Here is a 13,300-nt window from a genome sequence, read left to right as displayed (position 1 = left end):
CTTTTTTCTGTCATTATGCAGTAAAAAACCCTGATGTACCGCAAGCAATTTCTATCCGACTCAGCTAGAATACACGGTTATAAGTTATTCTTGTTCAGAGTGACACCTAGCGAGGTGGCACTCGCACTGACAATACGGGGTTTATATGTCTGATAAGTGCTATATCACAGCGCAACAGCTTTTAGAGGATTCATTCCGTCTGGCTGCTCAAGTTTATGAAGATGGGTTTCGTCCAGATTTTATCATCGGTATTTGGCGAGGTGGTGCGCCAATCGGCATTGCTGTGCAAGAGTACTATGACTACAAGGGCATAGAGACGGATCATATCGCAGTGCGTACGTCGTCTTATTATGGCATCGGTAAACAATCGAAAGAAATTAAGGTGCACGGCCTTCACTACATCATTGAAAATGCGAACGCAGGTGATTCATTGTTGATTGTCGATGACGTGTTTGATTCAGGCCGTAGTATTTACGCATTAAGGGAGAAGCTAGAAGAGTTAATGCGTCTTAATCTACCAAAAGACATTCGTGTTGCCTGTCCTTATTACAAGCCAACCAACAAAAAAGTGCCAATGACACCAGATTACTACATCCATGAGTCTGATGAGTGGTTGGTATTCCCGCATGAATTATCTGGGCTTACGCCGGATGAATTGATTGCAGGTAAATCAGATCTGGCAAATATCAAAGAACTATTTGCAAAGTAACTGTTGCTAGTAATTTAAAAGCCGCCGAAAGCTTGGTTTTCGGCGGCTTTTTTATGGCCGCGATTCAGCGCTTTTGTTACACTCCGCACATTGTGATTTATGCATTTTTTGTATGACAGACTATCAATCAATTCTAGAACGCACTGTGCAACATGTTCAGCCGATATTACACCATGGCAAAGTAGCGGATTACATTCCAGCGTTAGCTGAACAGCAATTAGGTCAGTTCGCGATAGCAATTCAAACGCAAACGGGTGAGACATACAGTGCGGGCGCTTGTGATGCCAAATTTACCGTGCAGTCAGTATCAAAAGTAATGACTTTGACCTTAGCGTTGCAACGCTATGGCGATGATTTATGGCAACGAGTAGGGAAAGAGCCCTCAGGCACTGCTTTCAATTCATTGACTCAGTTAGAGTTTGAAAATGGCATACCGAGAAACCCTTTTATCAATGCAGGTGCAATTGTTACTTGTGACGCCCTATACTCACGTCTGAGTGCGCCAATCCATACCATGCTAGAAAGTTATCGATTGCAAACTGGAAACCCTAAACTGGGTGTAAATAAAGTCGTTGCACAGTCCGAGTATGAACACCGTTATCGAAATGCGGCGATGGCGTATTTAATGAAATCTTTTGGCAATTTTAATAACGAAGTCGAAGAGGTGTTGTGGTCATATTTTAACTTTTGCGCAATTGAGCTGAATGTGTCGGAATTGGCAAAGTGTTTCTCCTACCTATCGAATGGTGGTGTATGTACACAAAGCCAGCAACAAGTATTACCGGCAAAGCAAATCAAGCAACTTAACTCCCTGTTATTTACCAGTGGTTTGTATGATGCTGCTGGCGACTTTGGATATCGTGTTGGGATGCCTGGTAAATCCGGTGTGTCAGGTGCAATTATTGCAGTTGTTCCGGGCCGGTTTACTATTGCAGTCTGGTCACCTGGGCTGGATAAAGTGGGCAATTCAGTGGCAGGTATTGCTGCGCTAGAGTTTCTTGCTGAAGAGCTCGGAACAGCGATTTTCTAGCGCGGCATATTGTGCGCACAAATAGTGTGCGCAAGACTATTTGTTTACTTGTCCCAGTAAGATTGCTCTAGTGAGTCTTCTCGTTCAGGCAAGCCCCTAGAAAGTCTAGGAGAGTGTTGGACCAAGACTTCAAAGCTTGCGCGGTTTGCATATTTGCTGATCTGAGCAAGTGAAGAATAGGTAATTGCAGCTTGTTCGTGCTTAGCTGAGTTTGGCACATTTAAACGGTGGTATTCATTCGCTGAAAGATCATGCAGTACCGCGGCAAGTGCGCAATCACCAGCACCATTGGTATTTTTAATGGTGTCTGGGCCACCCATATACGGTGCTGTATGACTATATACTCGAACAGGGTTTTCACAGTGCGATTTACGCATTGCGCGAGAAAACTCATAGCGATTAAACTCAGGGATAGCACCCGGAAGTAGCGGATATTCGGTTTCGCGCTTCATACTATCGTCGACATAACCTGCCATATACAAGCCCGTTGGCCCAGCGGTGCAAATAACTAAGTCGACCCAGTCTAGTGCTTTACCTGCGGCCAATAAGGGATCATCAAAGCCTGTAATGGCTTCGCCTTCTTCTTCATTCATTGCAAGAATGTCGACGTGTTTCTCAACAAATTCGGCCCACCACTGCGGATCTTGCTCTATCAAGAACTTGGTGCCCAAAGTCAGGACTACTGGTACACCCGCCTTATTGGCATACTCCACCGCTTGCATGGTGGCTTGCGTCATTGTTTCGTCACCTTTAGTACGCATAAGGTAAGCGCTAATAACAAGAGCCGACGCATTTTCAATCAGTGATTGACTGATCGATTCTGGGCGCAAGTAGTTCATTAATCCTGCACTGATCGCAAAGGTTCTTTCTCCGCTGTCATCTATCAGTGTGAAGCAGCGGCCAATTGGGCCTGCGACGGGTTGAAGATGATCAAGATCGACGCGGCTTGATGTATTACATAAAAACTTATATGCATAACTACCGATTTCAATGCTTTCACTCATCACGCCCAATAAGACTGAACGATCATCAGCTAACACTGAATAGTTGTGCATGGTGTTGCCAATGGTGCCGCCAGCAAATTCGTAGTCAATCATGTCATCACGTTTCAAACGCTCATAGAGCGCATTGGTGACATCATTGTCTATGACTTGTGACATACCACGCTGGAGGTGGAATTCATCCAAAAAAGCTTGGTCAACTTTAGCTTCGATGTCGACAACAATTTGGTCGATGCCGCAAATATAATTGCGCTTCAAGCGATCTTCAGCATTTAAGTGGTTGATAAGTGGGTCCTTATCTTCCACCGGAAAATAATGCTTATGCCTACGGTGTCCCGGAAATTTCATGTTTTACCCGTGTGTTTTGAGCTCATTAAATAAAAAAAGCGGCGAATTATAGCCTAATTTTATGTGGGTGAGCCATGGTAATTTGGTAATTTTAGCAATAATTCTGTAACCAAGGGGTTTCTGTTTCGCAAGCTGGTATACTGAACCACATATTTACTTTGCTAATTTTAGTATGAATAACCAAGAACACGACGAATATTGGATGCGCCAAGCTCTCGCATATGCTGATAAAGCCGAAGCAGAAAACGAAATCCCTGTTGGTGCAGTGATTGTCCGAGATGGACAACTCATCGCTGCTGGCTGGAATCGCTCAATCGGCTGTCATGACCCATCAGCACATGCTGAAATGATGGCAATACGTGAAGCTGGTAAACAAGTGCAAAATTATCGTCTGGTAGATTGTACCTTGTATGTAACCCTTGAACCTTGCCCTATGTGTGCCGGATTGTTAGTACATAGCCGAGTAAAACGTGTCGTTTACGGTGCCAGTGATGCAAAAACAGGCGCAGCGGGGTCAATTATGAATTTATTGCAAGAACCACAATTAAACCATCAGCCAGAAGTGACATCCGGTGTATTGGGTGAACAGTGCAGCGAAAAGCTATCTAACTTTTTTAGACGAAGAAGAAAAGAGCACAAGGCAGCTAAAAAAGCGCGGAAATTGCAAGGGGATAGTGCGGCTCAAGATTGAGCCGTTTTTGCATCTGCGGCTAGCTGTAATAAAGAGTATATCCGGCGGCGCAGCAGTATTTTTTTATGAATGTTTTTAAGCATAACACGTCGACGATTTGGATTCGTATTTCGCGTGTTGCGTTTGAATTGATGAGTTCGACGTCTTCTTAACATCTGAACCTCCTTAGTGTGAGAGAAAAAACTTACGCGTGAAAGAAATACCTGCTTTATGTGACAGGCTTATGACAACGAGATTGGGATGCCGTTAAATGCCGGAACTGAAAGGGAGCGCTCTGTTTTCGTCCAACCAGACTAGAGCGTCAAAGTAGCGGCGTATATTATCGACATAATGTACAGCAACATCGCCACGCGCATATCCATATCTTGTGCTTCGATAGTAGCGCTTTTTAGTCAGTAGTGGTAGTCGTTTTTTAACATCAGCCCAACTATCGGGATCGCCACCTTGTTGTTTTGTCAGTTTTAATGCATCTCTAACATGCCCCATCCCTACGTTATACGCAGCCAAAGCTAACCAAGTTCTATCCGGTTCGGAGACACTTTCTGGTATCCGTGAAATTAAATTGGCGAGGTATATAGCGCCTCCTCGTATGTTTTGCTCTGGTCTGAGACGGTGTTTCACACCAACGCGTTTGGCTGTACTTTGCGTTAACATCATGATCCCGCGCACGCCCGTAGGTGACTTGGCTCGCGGGTTCCACATGGACTCTTGGTAGCTCAGAGCAGCAAGTAACCGCCAATCCAAATTTTGCGCCTGTGCATATTCGATAAACCAAGGTGCGTATTTTGGAAGTACTTCTTTACTGGCTTCTACAAATGCGACGGTATTTACATAATTAAACTGTTCTACATGGCCAAAATACTTTTCTTCTAAAGTCGCAAGTTGATTATTGGATTGTAAATTTGCAAAAAATGGCAATAGCAATGCGTACAGTGAGTCATCATTTTGTCTTTTCATCACCCAGGCAATTGGGTCAGATTTTGTCACAGAAAACGCAATACTCAGGTTGGGGTGGTATCGACGGAATAAAGCTAAGGAATGGGAGTCGACAATAGTGTAGTCGATATCGCCAGCTAAAATTCCTTGGAGTAACTCTTCTTGGTCGAGGGCCTGCGTGGTTTGCCATTGCAATTCGGGGTAGTCATTTTTGGCTGCTTGTAGCGAAAGTAAATGATGGCTATTAGCCAGCACTGTAACCGGGCCTGATAATTGACCATAGTGCCGCGGGCGTTTTTTACCCTGTTTATAGACTAGTTTTTGACTAATTTCGCGATAAAAAGGTCCAAAACGAAAAGCTTTAGTTCGCTTGGAATGATAGCTGATCCCAGAGGCTACGATGTCTAAATCACCTCGTTCAAGGTTTTCAAATAGCTTGTCTAGATTGAAAAAAGGAATAACCTTTAACTCGACACCAAGCTCCTTTGCAAACATACCTGCAAGCTCGTATTCAAATCCCTCTTCGTCAGTATGGCCTTGGTAGTAGGTTGCAGGTCCGACCAAGATCCCAACTCGCAATACATTGCTATTTTTTATTTGCTGTAGCTGACTTGGTGGAGCTTTGTCACAACCACTGAGTAACAGCAAGGCCATCAATAAACTTAGTACACTATGTAGCTTGTTCTCTATCATGCCTTTTCCACTAATGAGCCTGATTTATGTGTTAGTTTTTTCTTAAAAAACAGGGTGTTTACAATCAAGGTTTGAAGACGATTAATTCAAATTTTCGTTTTAAACTCTATGCTCTCAAGTATATATGTATTTGTGAAGTGGGTTTTTTTCGATAATTGACAATTTTGAGTTAAATCTGTGCGCCAATTCGACTATAATAGCGGCCCAAAATATCGTTCAATCCCTAACCCCGGATGAAATATCTATGTTAATCCTACGTGGTGCACCAGCACTTTCTGATTTTAAAGTCCAAAAGATCCTTAAAAGCTGCGCGGATGCAGAGTTACCTGTCACTGGCGTATATGCTGAATTTATGCATTTTGCTGATGTAACTGCTGAGCTCTCAGAGACAGAGTTAGACAAACTGAGCAAGCTTCTTAAGTATGGGCCTACCGCCGTCGAGCACAAGCCTGAGGGTGCACTTATTTTAGTGACGCCTCGCATTGGTACTATTTCTCCATGGGCTTCAAAAGCAACTGACATCGCAAACAACTGTGGTCTAGATAAAGTTCACCGTGTTGAGCGTGGTGTTGCATACTACGTTGAGGGCGAGCTAAGCGCTGAGCAGCTAGCTGATGTAGCTAAGTTACTTCATGATCGTATGACTGAGTCAGTTCACAGCAACCTTGAGGATGCAGGTCAGTTATTCCGCGTTGAAGAGCCTCGTCCAATGTCATCTGTAGACATTTTAGGTGGTGGCCGTGAAGCACTTGTTACTGCAAACGTAGAGCAAGGTTTTGCATTGGCAGACGACGAAATAGATTACCTAGTTGAAAACTTCCAAAAACTAGGCCGTAACCCGAACGACATCGAACTATTTATGTTTGCTCAGGCGAACTCAGAGCACTGTCGTCACAAGATTTTCAACGCCGATTGGACAATCGACGGTGAAGAGCAGCCTAAGTCGCTGTTCAAAATGATTAAGAACACATTCGAAACGCACCCAGAAAACGTACTGTCTGCTTATAAAGATAATGCAGCGGTAATGAAGGGTTCTAAAGCGGGTCGTTTCTTCCCAAATAAAGATGGTGAGTACAGCTACAATCAAGAAAACATTGAAATCTTGATGAAGGTTGAAACGCATAACCACCCAACTGCTATTGCACCATTCTCAGGCGCATCGACAGGGTCTGGTGGTGAAATTCGTGACGAGGGAGCTACAGGTCGTGGTTCTAAACCAAAAGCAGGTCTAGTTGGCTTTACTGTATCTAACCTTCGCATTCCTGGTTTTGAACAGCCGTGGGAAACTAACTTCGGCAAGCCAGGTCGTATTGTTGATGCACTAGACATCATGATCGATGGCCCACTAGGTGGCGCGGCGTTCAATAACGAATTTGGCCGTCCTAACCTACTTGGTTACTTCCGTACTTACGAAGAAAAAGTTAATAGCCACAACGGTGAAGAAGTACGTGGTTACCACAAGCCAATTATGCTTGCAGGTGGTCTGGGTAACATCCGTACTGAGCATGTACAAAAAGGTGAGATCCCAGTAGGTGCTAAGCTAGTTGCACTTGGCGGTCCTGCAATGAACATCGGTCTAGGTGGTGGTGCTGCATCATCAATGGCATCAGGTCAGTCAAACGAAGACTTAGATTTTGCTTCTGTACAGCGTGAAAACCCAGAGATGGAACGTCGTTGTCAGGAAGTTATCGACAAGTGTTGGCAGCTAGGTGACGAAAACCCAATCGCATTTATCCACGATGTGGGTGCGGGTGGTCTGTCAAATGCATTCCCTGAATTGGTAGACGACGGTGGTCGTGGTGGTAAATTCCAACTACGTAATATCCCGAATGATGAGCCGGGCATGGCACCACACGAGATCTGGTGTAACGAATCACAAGAACGTTATGTACTTGCAGTAGCGGCAGAAGATTTCGACCGTTTTGAAGAGATCTGTAAGCGTGAGCGCGCGCAATACGCCGTAATTGGTGAGGCAACAGAAGAGCGTCACTTAACCGTTGCGGATAGCCACTTTGATAACAACCCAGTAGATCTTCCACTTGAAGTACTACTTGGCAAAGCTCCTAAGATGCACCGTGACGTTGAGTCAAAGAAAGTATCTGGTGAAGCACTTAACACTGATAGCATCGACGTACTCGATGCCGCTAAGCGTTTACTTCGTCTACCGACAATCGCTGAGAAAACATTCCTTATCACTATCGGTGACCGTACGGTTACAGGTTTGGTGGCACGTGATCAAATGGTTGGCCCTTGGCAGGTACCAGTGGCAAACTGTGCTGTAACCGCAGCGGCGTTTGACACTTACCACGGTGAAGCAATGTCAATGGGTGAGCGTACACCTGCGGCACTTCTAAACTATGGTGCTTCTGCACGTTTAGCAGTAGCAGAAGCGTTAACTAACATTGCTGGTGCAAACATTGGCGGTCTTGAAAACATCAAGCTATCTGCAAACTGGATGGCAGCAGCTGGTCACCCAGGTGAAGATGCAGGTCTTTACGAAGCGGTTAAAGCTGTCGGTGAAGAGTTATGTCCAGCACTTGGTCTAACTATCCCAGTTGGTAAAGACTCAATGTCAATGAAGACAACATGGCAAGACGACGGTGAAGACAAAGCGGTTACAGCGCCTCTTTCACTCGTTATCACTGCATTTGGCCGTGTAGAAGACATTCGTAAAACAGTAACGCCTCAGCTTCGTACTGACAAAGGTGACTCAAGCCTTATCTTAGTTGATTTAGGTGCTGGTCAAAACCGCATGGGTGCATCAAGCCTTGCACAGGTTTACAAGCAGCTTGGTGATAAGACACCTGACGTTGACAGCCCTGAGTTATTAAAAGGTTTCTACAACGCGATGCAAGCACTAGTGGCTGATGAGAAGTTACTTGCTTACCACGACCGTTCAGACGGTGGTTTATTCACAACTGTAGCTGAAATGGCATTTGCAGGTCGCACTGGTGTAACAGTAAACCTTGATAGCTTAACAGGGTCTGACATCGAAACACTTTATAACGAAGAACTGGGTGCAGTCATTCAGGTTCGCAATGACGACCTTGCAGCAGTTGAAGCTGTGTTAGCTGATAATGGCATTGCGGCTATCAGCCACACTATCGGTGCACTAAACACGGAAGACAAAGTTATCTTCAACCGTGGCGGTGAAACAGTACTTGCAAATACACGTACTGAACTACGTACTATCTGGGCTGAAACGACTTATAAGATGCAAGCACTTCGTGATAACCCTGAGTGTGCTAAGCAAGAATTTGACGCCAAGTTTGACGAAAAAGATCCAGGTCTAAATGTAAAACTAAGCTTCGACTTAAATGAAGACGTAGCAGCGCCTTATATCGCAACAGGTGCTAAGCCTAAGATGGCAATTCTACGTGAGCAAGGTGTTAACTCACACGTTGAAATGGCCGCCGCATTTAATCGTGCAGGTTTTGCAGCGGTAGACGTACACATGAGCGATATCCTTGAAGGTCGCCTAACGCTAGAAGAGTTCAAAGGTCTTGTAGCATGCGGTGGCTTCTCTTACGGTGACGTACTAGGTGCCGGTGAAGGTTGGGCTAAATCAATCCTATTCAACGACATGGCACGCGATCAGTTCCAAACATTCTTTGAGCGTCAAGACACATTCAGCTTGGGTGTATGTAACGGTTGTCAAATGTTATCGACGTTGAAAGAGCTTATCCCTGGCACTGAACATTGGCCACGTTTTGTAACTAACAAGTCAGAGCGTTTTGAAGCGCGTTTCAGCCTTGTTGAAGTACAACAAAGCCCGTCTGTATTCTTCCAAGGAATGGCTGGCTCTCGTATGCCAATCGCAGTATCTCACGGTGAAGGTCACGCTGAGTTTGCAAACGACGCAGCTGTTAAGGCGGCACTTGAGTCTGGCACAGTGGCGGTTCAATACGTTGATAACTTTGGTCAGCCTACAACGCAATACCCGAACAACCCGAATGGTTCACCAGAAGGTATTACAGGTATTACATCAACGGATGGTCGTGCAACAGTCATGATGCCGCACCCAGAGCGTGTATTCCGTGCAGTCGCTAACTCTTGGCACCCAGATGAGTGGAAAGAAGACAGCCCGTGGATGCGTATGTTCCGTAATGCGAGAAAGAACATCGGCTAATACTTAGCTGAAAAGAAAAGGTCGCGTAAGCGGCCTTTTTTGTATCTGCAAGTTGAGGCCGACAAATATAGCGGTAATATTTTTGAACAGTGAAGCTCGCCCGAAGGGTGAAAGGCAGCATGCCTATAGTCATCGATGTTTCGCAGCATGTTTTACGTCAGCCTGCAATGACGATTACTGCGCAGCGCACCGGGCCGCAGCGTCAGGATGAATTAGCCTTCGCTGCATCAATTCATTTATTGAGAAGGGTCATTGCGGTGGTTTTTTTGTTGCTTATGAAAAGTGAACTATTTGCGGAAAACACTTCATTCTATGAATTTCTGAATTTATTAATAGCACTATTTAATTGAGATTTAAGTGTTTATACTATTTAATGTATAAATTAATTTATTAAGTATTTTGATATATTAATCTATATTGCATTGTAGCTATTTTATATGGTGTTTAGTTTTCTTAGGTGGTAAGCACTAGGTGTAATTTGTTGTTAAAAAGCAGAGGCTTCTGGCTTGTTTAATCACTGAAATGGAAATCCTTCACTAGAGTATAGATTGCTATAGTTTATTATTAATTTACTAAATATTTGTTAGGTGGTTGTGTGTCTAAGTTTTTTTGTTTGATTTTGCTGGCGTTTTCTTTTTCATCTTTCGCGAGCTTTGAAGAAAAGTATAATGGTGAAATTACGTCTGTTTATGTAAACAGTTCGTCTGAGGTATTAATCAAGGTGAAAGGTGTTTCAAGCTGGCTTAGCTTAGGTAAAACGGATAACTCGTATACTCAGAGTATGATGTCAGTTGCACTGTCAGGGAAAGTGTCTCAGTCTTCACAAATGTGGGTGCGCTGGGCAGAAGATCCGAATGGCTATTACCCTAAAGTTTTAATTATGAGTATCGGTCACTAAAAGGTGTTGACGACTAACTCCAGCGGGTAGTGCTGCTGCAATTTAAAAATAGCGAATTACATTAGGTTGTATTGCCTGTGTGAGTTAGTCGAATTATCAAATAATCCTTCAATAAAATACTAGATCTACAGTTTTCCTATTCAAGTAGCTGCTACTTGAATGGTCATTCGTAAACACTTATAACGTACTTCAAAAACGACTTTGTCGATTTTACAACTTCTTACGCTCTACTACATTACATTAGGCTAAAGATGACTTAAACTAGTTGTTCAGATTGCAAAATAGTTAGGAACGAATGCGCCGTTTTTTGTTATATGCAGTGATAAGCTTTTGCCTGTTGCTAGCCACGCTTTTTATATTCCGATCGCCACTCAGTATTGCGGCTGCAAATTACTTTCTCACCCAACAGCAAGGCCGATTGAGTTGTTTGGAGTGGTCTCCTTCTGATTTCACTACAATTCACATTAGCAAGGTGTGTTTCTCTAATGAGCAAGCGGATGTACATGGGGAAAATATAACCATCACAACAAAGTCGATAGAAATAGCGTATGTAAAGGTAAAGCATAAGCCGATCGCATCGGGTTCTAACCCGGCAACTATGACACCGCTTTCATTGCCATTAATAGCAGATAGACCACTAGTCTCGATCGATAAGCTGAATGTTGAATCACCAGTATTGCGCCAACCTCTCTCCTTATCAATTCATGAATCTGAGCTTGATAGATTCTCTCTTAGCGGAGATATATTGGCACAGGTCATAGTGTATAGCGATAAAGTAAATTTGAATGCTGATCTTCAAAGCCAAGGGATTAAACCTTACTTGCCATCGCAATTAAAGGCGTTAGCGGGGCAACTATCGGCCACATTTGATGGTATACAAGCCGTTACATCGGTGAGCTTAGATGCAAGTATCTTAGATCGAACCCTAGACGAGTGTGATATTACAGCTAGGGTTGTAGGGGAGTTATCTGGTAGTTGGGATTTAAACGTGCAAAGTGGGGGCGCAGACTTATCATCACTCGATATTAAGCTTGATGCTCTCGCCTGTGAAAAACTACAACGCTACCAGCAGAGTGCTTCTATAGACTTGCTAAGCACAAGTTGGCGTGTTGTGCTGCCTGAGCCGATCAATATAGCTTTCAATAGTGTAGAAATACCAGCGCTAACTCTTGAAGATAACAATGGCGCAACCGCCCTAAAATTGAAAAATCTATCGCTCGATGTTAATGGTCAAATTGTGCAAACTGATATTCAGCTCAGCCATCAAAACCCACAGATTGGCTGGCTTGAACTTCAGTCAAAATTGAGTTTACAAAACAATACCTTATCTCTTGAGGGGGATTGGTTATTCAGCAGTGAAGAGGTACGTTTACCTCAAGGCTTGAAGGTTCAAGACGTTGTTAGCCAAGGTGATTACGTGCTAAAAGGCGTCGTTGGGGAAATTATCAGTGTTGATTTAGCAACGCAATCATCTGTGGGTAAGGTAACTAACTCACAGGCGCAATTGAACAATACAGAGCTGAATTTAACGACTCATGTCAGCGTTGATATGAAACAGTTGGTAGACGGTATTGCACAAGCGCTGCAAGTAGACGTATTAAACACACAACTTAGTGCTGAGCGATATCAGGTTCAGGATGTATCTGGTAAACATGTTTTGCTAGAAAGTGCAGTGAGTTTTGATCAAGATAAGCAATTCAAGAGTCAGCTTGAGTTTCAAGTTGGTTCTTTTAAAAAAGCAGAGGTACGAGGCAAAGATGTCACCCATACCCTAACATTGCAAGGCGAATTTAAAGATAATAAAGTGAGCGCAGAGGTGGATGGAGAGACGCACCTAGGCTTAGTCGCGACTCCTCAGCTTTCTTTTAGGCATGTTGTTTTAACATCGGCAGGTTTATTGGCAGAGCAGGCCTCTCTTGAGCATGTGTTACACCTCGATGATTTTGAAATGCTGATTAAGCAACAGGTTGATCAACAGTTACACCATTTGACAGTGAGGGTGCCTGAACAGAGCTTTTTGACATTGACGCCGATACTGACACAGTTTGAACCAAAGTTGCAGCTTAGTGAAGGTACGATCTCTGCGACTTTACAAGGTAATGTTAACCAACAAGCATTTTCGTTCAATGCAGTCCTCGAGGAAGGGGGGATTTTGTATGACTCACACTATTTGAGCGGCTTAAATATACCTGTTGCGGGGAAAGTTAACGCAGGAGCGATCGCATTCGAAGACTCTCAAATAGACATAAGAGAAGTCCGCTCTGGTGCTGTGTTAGAAAATTTCAGCGCTATTTTGTCTTCCTATGAGGGGGAGCCCATGCTGAGTAATATCAGCGCGAACATATTCGACGGCCAACTCTTTGCAAAGGGGATTAAACTTTCTAACCAAGATCAGAGCTTTCTAGTAGAGGCCAAGAATTGGGACCTTGCTGTGATCGCAAAAGCGGCTAAAAATGCAGGTGTAGAACTTAGTGGTCGCGTGCATGGTCATCTACCAGTGTCGGTAGTCGATGGGTTATTTGAAATTGACGGTGGCAAGCTCAATAACATTGATGTCGGGTTATTAAGTATTGAAAACAATGCGTCTGTTGAAGCGCTTAAAGCACAGCAACCGAGTTTGGAAACGGCATTTGGCATGCTGGAAAGGCTCAATATTGAAAAGCTATCAAGCGACGTGAATATGTCGTCAGATGGTTGGTTAGACTTAGCCGTGCAAATTACTGGTGTTAATGAGCAGCAGGCAGAGCCTCAGCCAATTAACTTTAATTACACACATAAAGAAAATATTTTTCAGTTGTTTAGAGCGTTGCGCCTAAGCGATGAGATCACCAAAGAAGTAGAAAACGCATTAAACTAACAGGAGCA

9 protein-coding genes are annotated in these 13,300 nt (G+C 43.8%); 7 read left to right on the top strand and 2 right to left on the bottom strand.

Translation table 11 applies throughout. The features are described from left to right. Positions 1-145: 145 nt before the first annotated feature. Together N483_RS01690 and glsB are read left to right on the top strand one after the other, a co-directional pair. Entirely contained in the window at positions 146-709 is a 564-nt protein-coding gene (locus N483_RS01690) for a phosphoribosyltransferase (RefSeq protein WP_023399494.1), read from the top strand. Between the two features lie 112 nt (positions 710-821). Continuing rightward, positions 822-1,739 carry a glutaminase B gene (glsB, locus tag N483_RS01685; RefSeq protein WP_023399495.1) on the top strand — a complete coding sequence of 306 codons (918 nt, stop codon included), beginning with the start codon at positions 822-824 and terminating at the stop codon, positions 1,737-1,739. Between the two features lie 44 nt (positions 1,740-1,783). On the opposite strand, the gene N483_RS01680 is transcribed toward glsB, so the two are convergent. After that, positions 1,784-3,088: an inosine/guanosine kinase gene (locus tag N483_RS01680; RefSeq protein ID WP_023399496.1), complete on the bottom strand. Its 1,305-nt coding sequence runs from the start codon at positions 3,086-3,088 to the stop codon at positions 1,784-1,786. Positions 3,089-3,260: 172 nt separating this feature from the next. Here N483_RS01680 and tadA point away from each other — a divergent pair, with 172 nt between their 5' ends. Next, a complete protein-coding gene (gene tadA, locus N483_RS01675; protein WP_023399497.1) occupies positions 3,261-3,779 on the top strand; it encodes a tRNA adenosine(34) deaminase TadA in 519 nt (172 codons plus the stop codon). A 246-nt stretch (positions 3,780-4,025) separates the two neighbouring features. Here the strand turns inward: tadA and mltF are convergent, their stop codons facing one another. Continuing rightward, positions 4,026-5,408, bottom strand: a complete 1,383-nt coding sequence (mltF, locus tag N483_RS01670) for a membrane-bound lytic murein transglycosylase MltF (protein WP_023399499.1) — start codon at positions 5,406-5,408, stop codon at positions 4,026-4,028. 244 nt (positions 5,409-5,652) lie between these two features. On the opposite strand from mltF, the gene purL reads away from it, so the two are divergent. The 4 genes from purL to N483_RS01650 all read left to right on the top strand — a co-directional run bounded on the left by purL (position 5,653) and on the right by N483_RS01650 (position 13,292). Then, a complete protein-coding gene (purL, locus tag N483_RS01665; RefSeq protein ID WP_023399500.1) occupies positions 5,653-9,537 on the top strand; it encodes a phosphoribosylformylglycinamidine synthase in 3,885 nt (1,294 codons plus the stop codon). 119 nt (positions 9,538-9,656) lie between these two features. Then, a complete protein-coding gene (locus N483_RS01660; RefSeq protein WP_023399501.1) occupies positions 9,657-9,887 on the top strand; it encodes a hypothetical protein in 231 nt (76 codons plus the stop codon). A gap of 245 nt (positions 9,888-10,132) precedes the next feature. Beyond that, the gene (locus N483_RS01655) at positions 10,133-10,435 is read left to right on the top strand and encodes a hypothetical protein (protein ID WP_023399502.1); all 303 of its coding nucleotides are present in this window, start codon (positions 10,133-10,135) and stop codon (positions 10,433-10,435) included. 295 nt (positions 10,436-10,730) lie between these two features. Further along, positions 10,731-13,292, top strand: coding sequence for a YdbH domain-containing protein (locus tag N483_RS01650; protein WP_023399503.1), 2,562 nt, complete (start codon positions 10,731-10,733; stop codon positions 13,290-13,292). The last annotated feature ends 8 nt before the right edge of the window (positions 13,293-13,300 follow it).

This window comes from Pseudoalteromonas luteoviolacea NCIMB 1944, assembly GCF_001625565.1.
Taxonomy (GTDB): Bacteria; Pseudomonadota; Gammaproteobacteria; order Enterobacterales; family Alteromonadaceae; genus Pseudoalteromonas; species Pseudoalteromonas luteoviolacea_F.
The sequence above is the reverse complement of the archived record's forward strand: the minus strand, read 5'-3'. Positions and strand labels throughout refer to the sequence as shown.

Bases quoted from the DNA above. Each gene is read 5' to 3' on its own strand.
- N483_RS01690 (WP_023399494.1), top strand. From the start codon at position 146: ATGTCTGATAAGTGCTATATCACAGCGCAACAGCTTTTAGAGGATTCA.
- glsB (WP_023399495.1), top strand. From the start codon at position 822: ATGACAGACTATCAATCAATTCTAGAACGCACTGTGCAACATGTTCAG.
- N483_RS01680 (WP_023399496.1), bottom strand. From the start codon at position 3,088: ATGAAATTTCCGGGACACCGTAGGCATAAGCATTATTTTCCGGTGGAA.
- tadA (WP_023399497.1), top strand. From the start codon at position 3,261: ATGAATAACCAAGAACACGACGAATATTGGATGCGCCAAGCTCTCGCA.
- mltF (WP_023399499.1), bottom strand. From the start codon at position 5,408: ATGATAGAGAACAAGCTACATAGTGTACTAAGTTTATTGATGGCCTTG.
- purL (WP_023399500.1), top strand. From the start codon at position 5,653: ATGTTAATCCTACGTGGTGCACCAGCACTTTCTGATTTTAAAGTCCAA.
- N483_RS01660 (WP_023399501.1), top strand. From the start codon at position 9,657: ATGCCTATAGTCATCGATGTTTCGCAGCATGTTTTACGTCAGCCTGCA.
- N483_RS01650 (WP_023399503.1), top strand. From the start codon at position 10,731: ATGCGCCGTTTTTTGTTATATGCAGTGATAAGCTTTTGCCTGTTGCTA.